We start from the raw sequence: 16633 nt of genomic DNA on the forward strand, positions 1-16633 counted from the left end.
TTAGATCTCCATCCCGAAGTGCTCGCTGAAACGTACATCGCCTTCGATCATGTCGCGCATGTCCCCCACCTCATTGCGGAACATGAGGGTGCGCTCTATGCCCATGCCAAAGGCAAAACCTGAATAGACCTCCGGGTCGATGCCCGCGGCGCGAAGCACGTTGGGGTTGACCATGCCGCAGCCGCCCCATTCGATCCAGCGCGGGCCGCCCTTGGCGCCGGGGTGCCAGATGTCAAGCTCCGCGGAGGGCTCGGTGAACGGGAAGTAGTTGGGGCGCAGCCGGATCTGGGCTTCATCGCCGAACATCTGCCGGGCAAAGTGCTCAAGGGTGCCGCGCAGGTCTGCCATGCTGAGCTTTTTGTCGATGGCCAGGCCCTCGAACTGGTGGAACACCGGAGTGTGCGTGGCATCCAGCTCGTCCGTGCGGAACACCTTGCCCGGGCAGAGTACGTAGATGGGCAGCTCGCGTTCCAGCATGGACCGGACCTGCACCGGGGAGGTGTGGGTGCGCATCAGGAGATGGGCCTCGGGCGGCTCCACAAAGAAGGTGTCCTGCATCTCGCGGGCCGGGTGGTCCGGCTTGAAGTTCAGGGCGTCGAAGTTGAACCATTCCGATTCGACTTCCGGACCCTCTGCGATCTCCCAGCCCATGCCCACAAAGATGTCCGCAACACGGTCCTGGAGGGTGGACAGGGGGTGGCGGGCACCGGCACGACGACGGCGGGGGGCGGCAGTGACGTCAACTGTCTCTTCCAGCAGGATCCGGGCGTCGTTTTCCGCTTCCAGCTCTGCCGTGCGGTCCGCGAGCGCCTTGTTAACGCGTCCGCGGGACGCACCCATCAGCTTCCCGGCGATGGCCTTCTGGTCCTTGGGCAGCTTTCCGATTTCGCGGTTGGCGAGGCTGAGCGGGGACTTCTCGCCGGTGTGCGCGAGCCTCACCGCTTTCAGCTCATCAAGGGTGGCAGCGCCGGCGATGGCGGCGACGGCCTGGTCTACAGCGGCGGTGATGGCGGCTTCATCCGTGGGGTTCGGAATGGCGGCGCCCGGCAAAGTTTCAGTCATCTACTGTTCTTAGCTACGAGTCGTGGCTGCCGGTGAACAGGGCAGTCTGCACGGTTTCCCGGCGGCGCGTCCGTCACTGGCAGGTCATGGATGAATGACCTGAATTCTCGTGGAAATATCAGCTCATTCAATGACCAGGTCAGGGCATACCGGAAATTCCGGCGGCCACTGCCTCCAGTCTAATTGAACCCCCCGGCTACCATGTCCTCATGACACCACGGCCGGTTTCGGCATCCCGGCTGCCCCTGACTGTCCACCAGCGGCTGCGGCTTGCCGCCAACGTGGTCAACGGCAGCACCGTCCTGGGCCTCGCTGTGGCCGCCGCGGCACGGACGGAACTCAGCAGGGGCCCGCGGGGCCTGCTCATCGCCGCCGGGTACCGGTGGCGCCTGCCGTTCGCCGCCGCGTTCACGCTCGGGAACGTGGTCTTGTGCCGCTGCACTGCCGCTGAGCTGCTGGCCCGGCCGGCGCTGCTGGGACATGAGGAAAAGCACTGTTCCCAGTACGCGTGGTGCCTGGGTATTCCCTTCCTCCCGCTGTACTTGCTCGCCGCTGGCTGGTCCCTGATCCGCACCGGCAATCCGGGTACGGCCAATGTCTTCGAACGCCGCGCCGGGCTGGCAGCCGGCGGATACCCTGCGCCCTCAGGCCGCCGGCCTCGGCGCCCATCAGAAGTGGAGGCGTGACCCATGGAAACGGAACCGAGGCACGATGACTCGAGTGGCGGCGTCGGGCCTGCCGGCTACCAGCACGCCGGCATCGGGTCCCCTGGCACTGGTTCCGGCGGCACCGGGGCCGCCGGAACTGGGGCCGCCGGAACTGTCAGCGTCACCGGGACGGGCTCGGCGGAAGCCGCTCCTGACCTGATGGTGGTGTCGATCGGCGTGGAGTGCCGGGCCGACTCCGTGGAGGCGGCTTACTCCCGGGCGGGCATGAGCTCCGAAGCCGTGACGTCGGCGTTCCGCCAGCGGGGCGTTGAGGGTACCGACATCCGCACCACAGGCCTCAACGTGCGGGCGGACCTCGTATGGAAGGAAGGTGAAGGACAGCGCGTCACCGGGTACGTTGCAGCCAGCACCCTTACCGTGAGGTTGCGGGCCCTGGGTTCCGCCTCGGCAGCAATTTCTGACGCCGTTGACGCGGGCGGCAACGACGTACGGCTGAACGGCCTGGAACTGACCTTCAGCGACGATGCCGCGGTGCGGGCCCGCGCACGGGAGGCCGCATGGCATGACGCATTAACTACCGCACAGCAGTACGCCCAGCTTGCCTCGGCCCGTTTGGGACGCGTGCTTTCGGTAGCGGACCAGGCGCCGGTCCAGAGCCCGGTGCCCGTGGTCAGGATGCAGCGGGCTGCCGCCGTGGAAAGCCTTGCCGTTGAGGCCGGAGATGCCGCGGTGATGGCTGCCATCAGCGTGGTGTGGGAACTTCACGCCGGCGCTTAGGCCAGCAGTCTCTTGCGGGTTCTGCTGCGCATGCTTGACTTAAGTTCGAACGTATATTCGAATGGAGGTCATGAGATGGGATGCCCAAGCACTGCTGCCGCCGCCGGCAGAAACTGATGCGGCCGGCGCACCGCCTGCGCTGCTTCCCCTTGCCGGCCTGGTCAGGTCCGTGACCACACCTGATTTTGCCGGCATCACGTTCCATGAGGTCAACTCCAAGTCGGTGCTCAACAAAGTGCCTGCCGGTTCACGGATGCCTTTTGAGTGGACCATTAACCCGTACCGTGGCTGCAGCCACGCCTGTGTGTACTGCTTCGCCAGGAAAACCCACACCTACCTTGACTTCGACGCCGGGCTGGATTTCGACAGCCAGGTGGTGGTGAAAGTCAACGCAGCCGAGGTCCTGCGGAAGGAGTTGGCCAGACCTTCCTGGAATCACCAGCAGGTGGCCCTGGGCACCAACACGGACCCCTACCAGCGCGCCGAGGGTCGCTACCGGCTTATGCCCGGGATCATCACCGCCCTGGCTGAGTCCGGCACTCCCCTGTCCATCCTCACCAAGGGAACGCTGCTGGCCAGGGACATTCCGCTGCTGAAGAGCGCGGCCACCCAGGTGCCGGTGGGCCTGGGCATCTCCCTCGCCATGACAGACGAAGCCTTGGCCGAGGCCGTTGAGCCGGGCACGCCAGGGCCCCGGGCACGGCTGAAGCTTGTGTCCAGGCTTCGTGAGGCCGGCCTGCCCTGCGGCGTGATGGCCATGCCGATCCTCCCGTGGCTCTCGGACAGCGACGAAGCCCTGGACTCGCTCTTCGCGTCCCTCGCATCCGCCGGAGCCACGGGGGTAACTGCCGGTGCGCTGTACCTGAAGCCCGGAACCAGGGAGTGGTTCATGAAGTGGATCGCCGCACACCATCCCGGCCTCGCAGGCAGGTACCGGCGCCTCTACGGGACGGGCTCCTACGCCTCCAAGGAATACCGCACCTGGCTCGCCGCAAAAGTCCGCTACTTCAAGGCAAGGCATGGCTTTTCCCACTCGTCCGGCTTCAGCCACCGGGACCTCGACGATCCCCGCGGTGAGGAAGCGGAGTACCCGGCCGGCGTCATCCCGGCCATGGCGCCTTCGGGACCGTCGCCTTCAGCGAGTTCAGCTTCAGGCCCAGCGGGACAAGCCACGCTCTTTTAGGAGCGGGCTCCTCCTGCCGGTACAGCCAGGGCCGCCAACAGAGCCCGGACGATGGGGAAATCGGCTGGAATCCACGGCAGGCCAAGGACCTCATCGTGGTTTTCCAGTGATACCCACCGCAGTTCATCGTGGTCCTCGAGGGGCTGCGGTTCACCCTGGGCGACTTCCGCGAACCATACCCGCATGCTGGCCCGGTCATTCAATGGCCAGCCACTGGGGGCTTCCGCCGGCAGCTCCGCACCCAGCCGAACACTGATTCCCAGTTCCTCGGTAAGCTCGCGGCAGAGCGCCGCCTCCGGCTCCTCGTCCGGTTCCACCTTGCCGCCCGGGAACTCCCAGAGACCGGCCAGCTTTTCCGGCGCACTGCGGCGGGCCACGAGGAGCATGGAAGGTTCCTCGAGGCGGTCAACTACGGCTCCGCCCACCACCTGTATCAGTCCAGTCACCGCCCCATTCTATGGGGGACAATAGAAGGACCCGGGCACTCTTTCTTCGTCGCGGGAATACCTGCGTCCCGCCTGGGGTTTTCCCCGGGGTCCAGGCCTAATCCAGCTCCATTGCCGCGGCTGCAGCCCTACCTTGTACTTCCAGCACTTCGAAAAGCAGGCACATGAGCAGCGTCCTACAGTCGCCCACGGCAAAAAGCACTTCCGCCCCCAATATCGCCATGGCCATCCTCGCCCTCGCCATGGGCGGGGTGGGTATTGGGGTCACCGAATTCACCATGATGGGCCTGCTCAAGGAAGTGGAGCAGGGCCTTCGGATCAGCACACCCGAAGCCGGGCACCTCATTTCCGCCTACGCGCTGGGAGTGGTGGTCGGCGCACCGCTGCTTGCCGCCGTCGGCGCCAAGCTTCCGCGCAAGAATCTGGCGCTCGGCCTCATGCTGTTCTTTACCGTCGCCAACCTCACGTCTTTCCTGGCCCCCGACTACGGATCGATGCTGCTTTCGCGGTTTGCGGCCGGGCTGCCGCACGGCGCGTTCTTTGGCGTTGCAGCGGTCATCGCCGCCTCGCTCGTGCCGCCCACCCGCCGCGGCTGGGCTATCTCCATGGTGATGGCGGGGCTCAGCATTTCGAACGTTGTCGGCGTACCGGCGGCAACCTGGGTGGGACAAACCTACGGCTGGCGGCTGCTCTTTATCCTTGTGGGCTTCCTCGGAGTCCTGACCCTGGTGTTGATTTGGCGCTTTGTTCCCTTCCAGGAGGCCCATCCTGACGCGAGCATCCGCCGCGAGCTCGGGGCGCTGAAACGGCTCCAGGTGTGGCTTGCCATCCTGATCGGCATCGTGGGCTTCGGCGGCTTCTTTGCGACGTACACGTACATCTCCCACACGATGACGCATGTGGCCGGCCTCCCGTCCTCGCTGATTCCACTGGTGGTTGCGCTCTACGGCCTGGGCATGGTGGCCGGCAACGTGGTGGGCGGCAGGATCGCTGACAAGTCCGTTATGGGCACCCTGTACACGGTGCTGCCTGCCATCGCAGTAGCCCTGGTGGTGTACGCCATCGCCGCTCACTGGCCGTGGTCGGCGCTGGCGATGGTCTTTGTGGTGGGCGCCGCCGGGTCCATGCTCGTACCGGCGCTGCAGACCCGCCTCCTGGACGCCTCCCCTGACGCGCCGTCCCTGGCGTCATCCCTGAACCACGCCGCCCTGAACGTGGCCAACGCCTTGGGGGCTTTCCTCGGCGGCCTGGTCATCGCCTGGGGATGGGGTTATGTTGCCCCCGCCCTGGTGGGCGCCTGTCTTGCCGTCCTGGGACTCGGCGTTGCAATAGCCAGCGGACTGCTGGAACGCAAAAAGCCGCTGACCGCCTGATCCCTGTTCGGGGAGGGCGGCCAGCGGCTTCCTGGCTTACGGTCATCCCACAACTGCCTTCAGGGCAGCGTGTGATCCTGCTATGCCGTCAGGGCGGCCGGCAGGTGCTGGCAACGGGCACTCGCGTAAAGGCAGACAGTAGCTGCCGTGCCCAGGTTGAGGCTTTCGGCAGCACCGTAGACCGGCACCGCCACCCGGTGGTCTGCCAGGTCAAGCTCCGCCGGGGACAGCCCCTGCGCTTCGTTGCCAAACAGCCAGGCCGTCGGATTCTCCAGATCGTACTCCGATGGAGTTCCGTGACCCGTGAGGCGGCGCCGGGCGTTCTCGTCCTGCAACGCATCAAGGTTGAGGGAGCCGTATCCGTCCGCTGCCAGGATGCCAATCCCCCGGGCACGGCATGCCGCCGCGACATCGTCGACGTCGGCCCCCAGCACCACGGGGAGGTGGAACAGGGATCCCGCGGTGGAACGTACTGCTTTGGGGTTGTAGATGTCAACGCTGGAGCCGGTGAGGACCACCGCGTCTGCTCCGGCGGAATCCGCCGCGCGCAGTACCGTTCCGGCGTTGCCGGGATCGCGGACCTGGCACAAAACGGCGATGAGACGGGGACCGGCGTCGAGCACTTCTTCCAGCGTGACGTCCAGGAACCGGCAGACCGCAATGATGCCTTGGGGGTTGACGGTATCGGCCATGGCGGCCAGGACCTCGTCGGTGGCAAGCCGGGCGTTCGTTCCTTCGGACAGCTCCTCGAATTCGGGAAACCGGTCAAGGCAGGCAGCGCTTGCGAACACTTCGGTGACCAGGCCGGGGACTCCGTCAGCAACGCGCTGCTGGTGGAGCTTCAACGCTTCGCGAACCGCCTGGGGTCCCTCAGCCAGGAACTGCCCGCGCTTTAAACGGGCCGGGCGCCCGGCAAGTTTCGCCACATCCCTCACCCGATCTGCTCGGGGGTTGGAGAGTGGAAAATCCTGCGGGCGCCCGGTGTCGTTCATATAGGAAACTTTAGTGGCTAGGGCCACGGGTTCCTGAACTGCCCCTAGCGGGGGAACCGACAGTTGCTACGCAACAACCTTCTTGGCGGAGGTGTCGGCAGGCAGCGAGTCCTTGGCAACCTGGACCAGCGCAGCGAAGGCGTTGGCGTCGGAGACGGCCAGTTCGGCCAGCATGCGGCGGTCAACCTCAACCTCAGCGGCCTTCAGGCCCTGGATGAGACGGTTGTAGGTGAGGCCATTGGCGCGGGAAGCAGCGTTGATGCGCTGGATCCACAGGCGGCGGAAGTCGCCCTTCTTCTTCTTGCGGTCGCCGTAGCTGTACACAAACGAGTGCAGCAGCTGCTCTTTTGCCTTGCGGTACAGGCGTGAACGCTGTCCACGGTAGCCCTTTGCGCGTTCAAGGATAACCCGGCGCTTCTTGTGGGCGTTGACCGCCCTCTTCACACGTGCCACGTGCGTACTCCTTCGAAAATTCTGCTCCCAAGCATCTACTGCCGGGATTCCCGGCGGCCTGAGAAGGCTTTTTGGTAGGTGACTTACACCAGGTGGTGGTCAGTCAAAAAACTTGGAAACTAGATGCCGAGCATCTTCCGGATGACCTTGGCGTCGCCCTTGAAGACGATCTTGTCGCCGGCGAGGCGGCGGGTCAGCCTGGAGGACTTGTGCTCGAGGTAGTGGCGGCGGTTTGCCTGCTGGCGGCGCAGCTTGCCGCTGCCGGTCAGCTTGAAGCGCTTCTTAGCACCACTGTGGGTTTTCATCTTCGGCATGGGAACCGATCTCCTTACGTGTCCGCAGGCTGGGCCTGCAGTTTTATCGCGCAGCTGCCCTAGGGGCGGCGTGCTGGTTGCTAACTGCCGGAGGGCGACCTCCGGCAGCTGTGGACTAAGTGGTCTTCTTGCCAGCCGGCTTCGGCACTGCCTTGGGAGCAGGCCGTGCGGCGGGCTTTGGTGCAGCCGGCCTGGCCACCGGCTTCGGCGGAGCAGGAACTGCTGCAGGCTTCGGCGCCGCAGCTGCGGGCTTGGCAGCTTCGGGCTTCTCCGCAGCCGGCTTGGGTGCCGGTGCAGCAGCCTTGGGTGCCGGTGCAGCAGCCTTCGGCGCGGGAGCCTTAGGAGATTCCTGCTTGGGGGCTTCCTGTTGAGGAACCTCCTGCTTGGGGGCTTCCTGGACCGTCTTCTCCGCAGGCGCAACAGTTGCGGCAGGTTCGACGGCGGGAGCCGCCTCCTGCACGGGAGCAACAGCTACTGCTTCCGGTTCCGTCGAGACCGTGAATCCCTCGGGAAGCAGGTCCGCGAGGGACTGCGTCAGCGGGGCCTGGTCGTCGCCGGAGACGTCGATGCGGCCGGAAGCCTTGGCTTCGTTCTGCGCTATGGATTCAGCCCGCTGCGTGGCGCGCCGTGCTTCAGCCTTGGCTTCCGCCTTGTTCTTCAGCGGTCCAACCACCATGACCATGTTGCGGCCATCGATGCGGGGGCTGGATTCAACCACGCCAACTTCAGCGACGTCGTCGGCAAACCGCTGCAGCAGCCGGATACCCATTTCCGGACGCTGCTGTTCGCGGCCGCGGAACTGGATCATGGCCTTGACCTTGTCCCCGGCGCCGAGGAAGCGCAGTGCATGCCCGCGCTTGGTCTCGTAGTCGTGGGTGTCGATCTTCAGGCGGAAGCGGATTTCCTTCAGAACGGTGTTCGTCTGGTTCTTCCGTGCTTCACGTGCCTTGACCGCGGCCTCGTACTTGTACTTGCCGAAGTCCATCAGCTTGCACACCGGAGGCTTCGCCTGAGGTGCAACTTCAACGAGATCAAGGTCGGACTCGGCGGCCAGGCGCAGGGCATCCTCAATACGGACGATTCCTACCTGTTCACCTGCAGGGCCGACCAGCCGCACCTCGGGGACGCGGATACGCTCATTGATTCTTGGCTCGCTAATGTTAAAGCTCCTGTGTTGTTGTGGGATCCCGGCAAATAGAGAAGGCCCCCAATTGCCGGAGCAATCGAAGGCCTCGAAGATTGGCTGTGCGGATCCCACTGACGGGACTGCACGGGTGGTTCCAGCTCATGCCGGTTCCAGTGCCAACCAGTACCCGGCAACCTTGCGTTCCATAATCCTAAGGAACAGCGGCTGACGCGGGTGGGAGAGAACTCCGCTTGCAAACTACATGCCATCTTACAGAAAAAATTCCCGTCAACGCAGTGAGGCGCCGGTGGGAACCTTGATCGTTCGGGAACAATCTCTGAAATAACGACATCCAGTCGGTCTGTGTCAAGCTTACCAGTATGAGCACCCCAGACAGTAATTCATACGTTTTCGAGCCTGCGGACAACGGTTCCGATGTCTCCCAGCAGATCCGCGACATTTCCGAAGTGCCGGCCATCGAGGTCATCACCACTGCAGCCGTTCACCTCATGAGTGCCGCTGCGGTCAAGCTGGGCCTTGCGGCGGAGGACAACGCCGAGGAACTGAAGGACCTGGACGAGGCCCGGAAACTGATCACTGCCCTGGCCGGCCTGGTCACCGCCGCCGCCCCGGAGATCGGTTCCCAGCATGCAGGTCCCTTGCGCGACGGCCTGCGTTCACTCCAGCTGGCCTTCCGCGAGGAGTCGCTTATCCCCGACGCCCCGGGCAAGGGTCCAGGCGAGAAGTACACCGGCGCGGTCAACTGACACGGTAAGTCAGAACTGAGCAATTCACGACGGCGGGCCACCCCATGCGAGGGGAGGACCCGCCGTCGTCGTAACTTAGGCAGTTGTCCCGCACCCCTTTTCCAGGTTTTTGGGCAGAAGTGCCCAGTCAGGCAGCGGTGCGGCTTCGGCGGCGTTGCTGGAGAACCATCCCGATGAGGCACAGCGCCACGCCTGCAGCGCCCACTGAGACAAAGCCCCCCGACGGTCCCACCTGGTCGATGAAAACTCCCGCCAGCGGCGCTCCGAGCGCAACCCCACCGGTCAGCGCGGAGCCGTACCAGCCCATCGCCTCGCCGCGCCGCTCCTCATCCACCAGGTCCGCCACCTTTTCGGAGGCCGACGAGAGCACCGGCGCGCAGAGGAGCCCCGGCAGGATGGCAACCAGGGCAAGCGACCAGGTGTCGTGGGCGAATCCCATGGGGATGGTCAGGGCCGCCATACCAAGGAGCAGGACAATGGGCGAGACCGGCCGGTGCATGGCTCCGTAGATCAGCCCGCCCACCACGGACGCCGCGCACCAGAACAGGAAAACGATGCCGATTTCGGCCTGGTGGCCGCCAGTCTCCAGAGCTGCAACAATTCCGACGTCGGTGCCGCTGAGCACCATTCCCGCTCCGGCGGCAACAGCGAAGAGTGCGGCCACGGTAGCCGTGAACCACGTGAAGCTGCCGGCAAACTTGTCCTTCAGCCCGGCAGTGCGGGCATTGTGGGCAGCAGCCGGGGCCAGGTCCGCGGCAGCTTCCTGCAGGTGGGCGGGGGCAGTGGAAACCACGGCGGCCTCAGCCGCACGCTGCTGGTCCGCCTCGCCGTCGTCCAAGGACGCCGTGCTGCGCGTGGGCGGGTTGAACCACATCAGGAACAGGCCGGCCAAGGAGGTGCAGACGCCCACGATGGTCAGGCCCGCCACGCTGAAGCCGCTGGTGGCCACGATGGCGCCTGCAGCAGGACCGATCATAAAAACCACTTCGGTGGTGATTGCGTCCAGGGCGAAGGCGGTGCGGCGCTGTTCGCCGTCGGCCAGGATGCCGAGGGACTGGCGCACCACGCTGAAAATGGGCAGCGTCAGCAGTCCGCCCACAAACACCAGGGGAAGGAGCCACTCGTAGGAGACGTGGGGCACGATCGACCAGATCACAGTCTCGGACACCACCGAAGGGATCAATGCCTTGCGCAGGCCCACGGTGTCCACCCGCCGGCCGCGCCACGGAGCCCCCACGGCGATACCGATGGTCATCACGGCAGCGGCTGCACCCGCGGCGGCATACCCCTGTCCGAGGGTGAGGACGATATGCAGTGTCAGCAGCACGCCGGCCGCCGAGTGCGGGATACGGGCGATCATGCCGACCAGAAGCAGCCGCCTGATGGGCTGTACGGCCAGCAACTCCCGGTAGAGAGCGAAATTCACGAAAGGATCCTTCGGTCTGCCGCAGCCCGCCGGGGATCCCCTTCCTGACAGCAGCTAGTGGACAGCGCGCCGCAGTTTGATTTCGATGGAGTCGACCCGCTCACCAAACAATACATTCCGGGACCACTCAGCCTGCAGTCCGGCCACCAGCTGCTGTACCCCTTCTGCATCCAGTCCGTCCGCCAGGTACAACACCACCTGCAGCTCAGGCCCGGCGCCACCGCCGGGGAGGAGGGATCCGTCGGCCGCTTGGGCGGCCACTCCCCTGCCGGGCAGGAGCTCCAGCCTCCTGACCGCCGGGAAGCCGCCGGCGGCCTGGCTCATCCCGCTTGCCAGTTCGTGGTCGGCGTAGGACGGGATCCAGTCGTGCTGCTGGGCCAGCGCCCACAGGGCCGGCCTGCGCACCACAAATGTCACGTCCGCCCCCGGGTCCAGAACCAGGAGTTCAGCGCCTTCGGACACAGCGGAAAGGGCGGCCCGGGCAGCGTAGACGGCCACCGGCCGCGCCTCCGGATGCCAAGCGGCCAAGGCTGCGGCAGAGGTGAATGCGGGCATGGCGGTCCTGCCATCGGCCGCCTTCAGGGTTACGAGGGCCATGTCCGCCTGTTTATCGGCCTGCAGGCCGTCCTGCCCTTCCGCTTCCTCGGCAAGCTGGGCAACAATCGGGATAAAGACGCGGGCGGTGGCCAGCGCGGCGATGACCCCGGCTTCGTCCCCGTCACCGGCCTGCAGGGCGGCTACGGCGGCGAGGTAGCCGGCGTCCGCCGTTCCGTCGTCGTCCTCGAAGTTGTGGATCTTTGCGTGGTCCCCGGCGAGGCTCCGCCCGGCCCAGGGCTGCCCGGCAGAGTCAGCGGCACCACCGGCCCCCGCCAGTGCGGCGGCGATGTGGCCGGGGAGGTGGCGCTGCGGAGGGGTGCCGGGTTCGTTGCTGGCCATGGCGTTGCCGGATGTAGGCTGCCCGCTGCCTAGCGGCGGCCGGCGACGTCGAGGGCTTCGGGCAACGTGAAGGCACCGGCGTACAAAGCCTTGCCCACGATGGCACCTTCAACACCGAGGGGCACCAGGGAACGCAGCACCTTGAGGTCATCCAGGCTGGAAATGCCGCCCGAGGCCACCACGGGCTTGCCGGTCTTTTCCACCATTTGGCGGAGGAGTTCCACGTTGGGTCCCTGCAGGGTTCCGTCCTTCGTCACGTCGGTGACCACGTACCGCGCGCAGCCTGCCTCTTCGAGCCGGCCCAGGACGTCCCAAAGGTCGCCGCCTTCCTTGGTCCAGCCTCGGCCGGCAAGGGTGGTTCCGCGGACATCGAGCCCGACGGCGATCTTGTCGCCGAAGCGCTCTATGGCGCTGCGGGTCCATTCCGGGTTCTCCAATGCCGCCGTACCGAGGTTCACCCGGGCCACGCCCAGGTCCAGTGCTGCCTCGAGTGTGGCGTCGTCCCGGAGACCGCCGGAGAGCTCAACATTGATGTCCAGGCGGCCAACAACTTCCCGGAGCAGCCCGGCGTTGGAGCCACGGCCGAAGGCTGCGTCCAGGTCAACCAGGTGGACCCACTCCGCACCCTGCTGCTGCCAGTTCAGCGCCGCCTCGAGCGGCGTCCCGTAACTGGTTTCGCTTCCTGCTTCACCCTGGACAAGCCGGACGGCCTGGCCATTGACGACGTCGACGGCGGGCAGCAGTTCAAGAACCGGCAGGTCGGTAGCGGAGTTCATCGTGATCCTCAGTGTTAGGGGGCAGGGATGTGCGCCGGACGGCTAACCGCCAGCTAGTGGGGGGGGCAGTTAGCCGGCCGGCAGCGTGAGCAGATAGGCGGCCAGCAGCGCCATGCCGGCCAGGACGTAGAACGAGACCTGCGTCCAGAGCGGCTTATGCTGCTGCCGGAAGGACAGGGCGCCGCCGATCAGCAGGCCGGCGAGGCCCATCAGGATAACGGACCACATTCAGGCGTCGCCGCCCGCGGGGTTTTCGCTGGTGCGCTCCGGTTTGCCTGCCATGGAAGGCTTGCGGAGGGCATCCACCCAGTTGTGCAGCAGCCGGGCACCGGCGTCGCCGGATTTTTCCGGGTGGAACTGGGTGGCGCACAGCGGCCCGTTCTCAACCGCGGCGATGAACGGGGCGCCGTGCTCGGACCAGGTGACCAGGGGTGCGGCCATCCGCGGCTGGACGACGTCGAAGTTCCAGTCCTGCACGCCGTAGGAGTGGACAAAGTAGAACCGCTCGTTTTCGACGCCGGCGAACAGCTTTGACCCAACGGGTACCTTGACGGTGTTCCAGCCCATGTGCGGGACAACGTCCGCTGGAAGGAGTTCCACCTTGCCGGGCCATTCGCCGATGCCTTCAGCTTCTGTGCCGTGTTCCACACCGGCCTCGAAAAGCACCTGCAGGCCCACGCAAATGCCGAGGACGGGGCGGCCGCCGGCGACACGCCGGCCGATGAGGCGGATGCCGTCCACGGCCTTGAGTTCACGCATAACGGTTTCAAAGGCGCCGACTCCGGGGACTACCAGGCCGTCGGCGTTCAGGACGTCCTCGGGCTTGGAGCTGAGGATTACCTCTGCACCTGCCCGCTCGAGGGCGCGTACTGCCGAGCGGACGTTTCCCGATCCGTAGTCCAACACGGTTACCGTGGGTTTCCCCTCGGGCGACGGCAGCTTCTGCGAAGCCGACGGATCGATGATGGCGCCGTCCCGCAGTACCTGGCCGCTCACAGCGCACCCTTGGTGGAGGGAATGCCCTCAACACGCGGATCGGATTCGACGGCGGCGCGAAGGGCGCGGGCGAACGCCTTGAACTGGGCCTCGACGATGTGGTGCGGGTCCCGTCCGGCGATGACGTTCATGTGGAGGCAAATCCCGGCGTGCAGGGTTATCGCCTCAAAGACGTGGCGGGTGAGGGAGCCTGTGAAGTGACCGCCGATCAGGTGGTACTCCTGGCCTGCGGGCTCACCTCCGTGAACCAGGTAAGGGCGGCCGGACACGTCAACCACCGCGTGGGCCAGTGCCTCATCCAAGGGTACGGTGGCTTCGCCGAAGCGGCGGATTCCTGCCTTGTTTCCCAGGGCCGTGCGCAGCACTTCTCCGAACGTAATGGCAACGTCTTCCACCGTGTGGTGGACATCGATGTGGATGTCTCCGGTGGCTTTCACGGTCAGGTCGATCAGCGAGTGCTTGCAGAGCGCTGTCAGCATGTGGTCGTAGAAGGGCACCGACGTGTCGATGTCCGAGATGCCGGTGCCGTCCAGGTTGATCTCCACGAGCACGGAGGATTCACTCGTGGCACGCTCCATGCGTGCGGTCCGGGCCGCGGCCGCGTTGGATCCGGTGGAACTCATGGTCAAGTGTCCTTTGGGAAGAAGGAGTGGTTCAGGGCGTCCAGCGCCGCTGCTTCAAGTCTAGGCCGGAAGCTTGCGCTGGCCGGTCAGGATGCTTTCCAGGGAAGTCAGGAACGTAGTGGTTTCCGTCTCAGTGCCTGCGGTCACCCGAAGGTGGCCCGGGATCCCGACGTCGCGGATCAGGACACCGGCGTCGAGCAGTTCCTGCCAGACCTCGTGGGGATTTTCCAGCCCGCCAAAGAAGACAAAGTTGGAATCGGAGGCCGCCGGATTGAGGCCCATCCGGGTCAGTTCAGCCACAATCCGGTCGCGCTGCCTTTTGATGTCTTCAACATCGGCCAGCAGTGCCTCACGGTGCTGGAGGGCCGCGAGGGCAGTTGCCTGCGTTACGGCGGACAGGTGGTACGGCAGCCGCACCAGCCGCAGTGCGTCAGTCACTTCCGGAGCCGCGGCCATGTAGCCCAGGCGCGCGCCAGCAAGGGCGAAGGCCTTGCTCATGGTCCGCGAGACGATTAACCGCTCCCTGCCGGGAAGGAGGGTCAGGGCGCTGGGCGTTCCGTCGTGCGCGAACTCGTGGTAGGCCTCGTCCACGATGACAATGGTCTGGCTGGCATGCCCGGCCTCGTAGACGGCTTCCACCACATCGAGCCCCAGGCCGGTTCCCGTGGGGTTGTTCGGCGAGCAGAGGAAAACGATGCTGGGCTGCAGTTCCTTCACCTGGAGCGCTGCGGATTCTGCGCTGAGACCGTAGCCGTCAGCGCGTTCACCCACGATGTATTCGGTGTCCGTACCACTGGCCAGCAACGGGTACATGGAGTACGTGGGAGGGAAGCCGAGGGCCGTGCGGCCGGGGCCACCAAAAGCCTGGAGAATCTGCTGGAGCACTTCGTTGGACCCGTTGGCGGCCCACACATTCGACTCATCGAGCCCATGCCCCAGGTATTCCGCCAGGGCCCTGCGCAGCTCCGTGAACTCGCGGTCCGGGTACCGGTGGAGACCGGCAGCGGCTTCCGTCACTGCCGCACTGATGGCTGCCCGTACGCTCCCCGGGACACCATGGGTGTTCTCGTTGACGTTGAGGAGGATGGGGACTTCCAGCTGGGGCGCACCATAAGGGGTAAGCCCACGGAGGTTGCTGCGGAGGGGTAGCCGGTTGAGGCGCTCTAGCTGGTCATTCACCTGAACAGTTTAGTGCCCGCGCCGGGCGCCGGAAAATGTGACGGCTTCCTGGGACGGCCGCCACTACCGGGTGGGGACGTACAACTGCTGGCCCGGAAGGACCGCACCGCCGGTCAGGTTGTTCAGCTGGACGATGTCAGCCACGACGTCGCGCGCGTCCCGCTGCGGGGCGATGCTTCCCGCAATGGCCCACAGTGATTCCCCCGCCTGCACGGTAACGGTAACGGTTGGGGTAACTGCCAGGTCCGTCGCCGATTCGGAGGCCCTTGCCGGCGAGTTAAAGAAACCGGCCAGGGAAAGCAGCAGGGCCGCCAGCAGGACCAGGGGAATTCCGATCAGGACGATCTTTCCGCGACGCGTCAGGCGCAGGGGCGGGAGGGGCGTGGGACGCTCCGCCGGCCGCTGGTCCGGCCCGGACATAAGGTGGTGCACCGAGAATGAATCCTGCGAAGCAGATGTAGCTGACATGACTTAGCCCTCCTGGACCGTACTGTGCTGCCCGATGTTCCCCCTCCGGATCCGCAGCCCCGCGACTCTTGGTCCGAGTCTTCGAATGTCCGCGTTCGAAGTAGAACAAATGTTCGAACTTTGCTTCTACTGTTTTAGCACTTATCAACGAACAATGTCGAGACTCGCTAGAACAAATGTTTGAAAAAGCAATGTGGCTGGCCTAGCTTTGAAGGAAAGAACAACCACTCTGAAGTTGATCAGCAGGGTCTGACAATCTACGGCGTGAACTTCAGGTCCGGGCCACAGGAGTCCGGGGCAACCGAAAGGCATTGGCGAATATGGCAGCAGCAGCCGCCGGGGGAAGGGCAACCTCCCAACCGAAGAAGACCGCCAAGGGCCTGACGCCACGGCAGAAGAAGATCCTCGAGACCATCCAGCGCTCTGTTAATGACAACGGCTACCCGCCCTCGATGCGGGAGATTGGTGACACCGTTGGCCTGGCGAGCCTGTCCAGCGTCACCCACCAGCTGTCGCAGCTCGAAAAGCTTGGCTACCTCCGGCGCGATCCCAAGCGGCCGCGTGCCATGGAGGTGTTGATGCCCCTCACCCTGGACGGCGGTTCTCCCAAGCAGGCGGCCGAGCCGGCTCCTCTCCTGCCCGGAGGTGGCGGCACCGTTACCGTGCTTCCCACCGCCATGGACACTGCCATGGTTCCCCTCGTGGGCCGGATCGCTGCCGGCGGTCCCATCCTGGCGGACCAGGTGGTGGAGGACGTGATGCCGCTCCCCCGCCAGCTCGTGGGCCAGGGAGAACTGTTTATGCTCAAGGTTGCCGGCGATTCCATGGTGGACGCCGCAATCTGCGACGGCGACTGGGTGGTGGTCCGCCGTCAGGCAGACGCCGCCAACGGAGATATCGTCGCGGCGCTCCTGGACGACGAAGCCACTGTGAAGACTTTCCGCCAGCGCGACGGCCACACTTGGCTGCTCCCCCAAAACACCCAGTACGAGCCCATCCTTGGCGACCACGCCACCATCATGGGCAAGGTTGTGTCGGTGCTCCGCTCGCTCTAAGCCGCGGGCTGCG

General features: G+C 65.4%; 20 protein-coding genes. 6 read left to right on the forward strand and 14 right to left on the reverse strand.

Features of this window, described 5'->3' with window-relative positions; all coding sequences use genetic code 11:
* On the reverse strand, window positions 1-1062 hold the full coding sequence (gene pheS / locus QFZ70_RS11050; RefSeq protein ID WP_307095567.1) for a phenylalanine--tRNA ligase subunit alpha: 1062 nt from the start codon (window positions 1060-1062) through the stop codon (window positions 1-3).
* Between the two features lie 209 nt (window positions 1063-1271).
* On the opposite strand from pheS, the gene QFZ70_RS11055 reads away from it, so the two are divergent.
* The 3 genes from QFZ70_RS11055 (at window position 1272) to QFZ70_RS11065 (ending at window position 3690) form a co-directional block, all read left to right on the forward strand.
* A complete protein-coding gene (locus QFZ70_RS11055; RefSeq protein ID WP_307095568.1) occupies window positions 1272-1748 on the forward strand; it encodes a hypothetical protein in 477 nt (158 codons plus the stop codon).
* 3 nt (window positions 1749-1751) lie between these two features.
* On the forward strand, window positions 1752-2507 hold the full coding sequence (locus tag QFZ70_RS11060) for an SIMPL domain-containing protein (protein ID WP_307095569.1): 756 nt from the start codon (window positions 1752-1754) through the stop codon (window positions 2505-2507).
* A 70-nt stretch (window positions 2508-2577) separates the two neighbouring features.
* Entirely contained in the window at window positions 2578-3690 is a 1113-nt protein-coding gene (locus tag QFZ70_RS11065; protein WP_307095570.1) for an Rv2578c family radical SAM protein, read from the forward strand.
* Here QFZ70_RS11065 and QFZ70_RS11070 read toward each other — a convergent pair.
* Complete coding sequence (locus QFZ70_RS11070) at window positions 3687-4136, reverse strand: (deoxy)nucleoside triphosphate pyrophosphohydrolase (protein WP_307095571.1); 450 nt, start codon at window positions 4134-4136, stop codon at window positions 3687-3689. The genes QFZ70_RS11065 and QFZ70_RS11070 overlap by 4 nt on opposite strands.
* Window positions 4137-4300: 164 nt before the next feature.
* Between QFZ70_RS11070 and QFZ70_RS11075 the strand changes: the two genes are divergently transcribed.
* On the forward strand, window positions 4301-5509 hold the full coding sequence (locus QFZ70_RS11075) for an MFS transporter (protein WP_307095573.1): 1209 nt from the start codon (window positions 4301-4303) through the stop codon (window positions 5507-5509).
* Window positions 5510-5589: 80 nt separating this feature from the next.
* Here QFZ70_RS11075 and QFZ70_RS11080 read toward each other — a convergent pair whose 3' ends face one another.
* The 4 genes from QFZ70_RS11080 to infC all read right to left on the reverse strand — a co-directional run bounded on the left by QFZ70_RS11080 (window position 5590) and on the right by infC (window position 8385).
* Complete coding sequence (locus QFZ70_RS11080; RefSeq protein WP_307095575.1) at window positions 5590-6501, reverse strand: RNA methyltransferase; 912 nt, start codon at window positions 6499-6501, stop codon at window positions 5590-5592.
* A 66-nt stretch (window positions 6502-6567) separates the two neighbouring features.
* A complete protein-coding gene (gene rplT / locus QFZ70_RS11085; RefSeq protein ID WP_050055645.1) occupies window positions 6568-6954 on the reverse strand; it encodes a 50S ribosomal protein L20 in 387 nt (128 codons plus the stop codon).
* A 119-nt stretch (window positions 6955-7073) separates the two neighbouring features.
* A complete protein-coding gene (rpmI, locus tag QFZ70_RS11090) occupies window positions 7074-7268 on the reverse strand; it encodes a 50S ribosomal protein L35 (RefSeq protein WP_009358635.1) in 195 nt (64 codons plus the stop codon).
* Window positions 7269-7383: 115 nt separating this feature from the next.
* Window positions 7384-8385 (reverse strand): translation initiation factor IF-3, encoded by a 1002-nt coding sequence (gene infC, locus QFZ70_RS11095; RefSeq protein WP_373461575.1) that lies wholly within the window; start codon window positions 8383-8385, stop codon window positions 7384-7386.
* Between the two features lie 389 nt (window positions 8386-8774).
* Here infC and QFZ70_RS11100 point away from each other — a divergent pair, with 389 nt between their 5' ends.
* Window positions 8775-9161 (forward strand): DUF1844 domain-containing protein, encoded by a 387-nt coding sequence (locus QFZ70_RS11100; protein ID WP_307095577.1) that lies wholly within the window; start codon window positions 8775-8777, stop codon window positions 9159-9161.
* Between the two features lie 127 nt (window positions 9162-9288).
* Here QFZ70_RS11100 and QFZ70_RS11105 read toward each other — a convergent pair whose 3' ends face one another.
* The 8 genes from QFZ70_RS11105 to QFZ70_RS11140 all read right to left on the reverse strand — a co-directional run bounded on the left by QFZ70_RS11105 (window position 9289) and on the right by QFZ70_RS11140 (window position 15517).
* The gene (locus QFZ70_RS11105) at window positions 9289-10587 is read right to left on the reverse strand and encodes an MFS transporter (protein ID WP_307095578.1); all 1299 of its coding nucleotides are present in this window, start codon (window positions 10585-10587) and stop codon (window positions 9289-9291) included.
* A gap of 54 nt (window positions 10588-10641) precedes the next feature.
* Window positions 10642-11523 (reverse strand): SseB family protein, encoded by an 882-nt coding sequence (locus QFZ70_RS11110; protein ID WP_307095579.1) that lies wholly within the window; start codon window positions 11521-11523, stop codon window positions 10642-10644.
* Between the two features lie 29 nt (window positions 11524-11552).
* On the reverse strand, window positions 11553-12299 hold the full coding sequence (gene priA / locus QFZ70_RS11115) for a bifunctional 1-(5-phosphoribosyl)-5-((5-phosphoribosylamino)methylideneamino)imidazole-4-carboxamide isomerase/phosphoribosylanthranilate isomerase PriA (RefSeq protein ID WP_307095581.1): 747 nt from the start codon (window positions 12297-12299) through the stop codon (window positions 11553-11555).
* Between the two features lie 69 nt (window positions 12300-12368).
* Window positions 12369-12527, reverse strand: a complete 159-nt coding sequence (locus QFZ70_RS11120; protein WP_307095583.1) for a hypothetical protein — start codon at window positions 12525-12527, stop codon at window positions 12369-12371.
* On the reverse strand, window positions 12528-13295 hold the full coding sequence (gene hisH, locus QFZ70_RS11125) for an imidazole glycerol phosphate synthase subunit HisH (RefSeq protein ID WP_307095585.1): 768 nt from the start codon (window positions 13293-13295) through the stop codon (window positions 12528-12530).
* Window positions 13292-13918 (reverse strand): imidazoleglycerol-phosphate dehydratase HisB, encoded by a 627-nt coding sequence (gene hisB, locus QFZ70_RS11130; RefSeq protein ID WP_104042767.1) that lies wholly within the window; start codon window positions 13916-13918, stop codon window positions 13292-13294. Before hisB ends, hisH begins: the two co-directional genes overlap by 4 nt.
* A gap of 60 nt (window positions 13919-13978) precedes the next feature.
* Window positions 13979-15097, reverse strand: coding sequence for a histidinol-phosphate transaminase (locus tag QFZ70_RS11135; protein ID WP_307095587.1), 1119 nt, complete (start codon window positions 15095-15097; stop codon window positions 13979-13981).
* Between the two features lie 63 nt (window positions 15098-15160).
* A complete protein-coding gene (locus QFZ70_RS11140; protein ID WP_307097858.1) occupies window positions 15161-15517 on the reverse strand; it encodes a LysM domain-containing protein in 357 nt (118 codons plus the stop codon).
* 368 nt (window positions 15518-15885) lie between these two features.
* Between QFZ70_RS11140 and lexA the strand changes: the two genes are divergently transcribed.
* A complete protein-coding gene (gene lexA, locus QFZ70_RS11145; RefSeq protein WP_307095589.1) occupies window positions 15886-16620 on the forward strand; it encodes a transcriptional repressor LexA in 735 nt (244 codons plus the stop codon).
* The last annotated feature ends 13 nt before the right edge of the window (window positions 16621-16633 follow it).

Origin of the sequence: Arthrobacter sp. V1I9, from assembly GCF_030817075.1 — a bacterium.
Classification (GTDB): Bacteria; Actinomycetota; Actinomycetes; order Actinomycetales; family Micrococcaceae; genus Arthrobacter.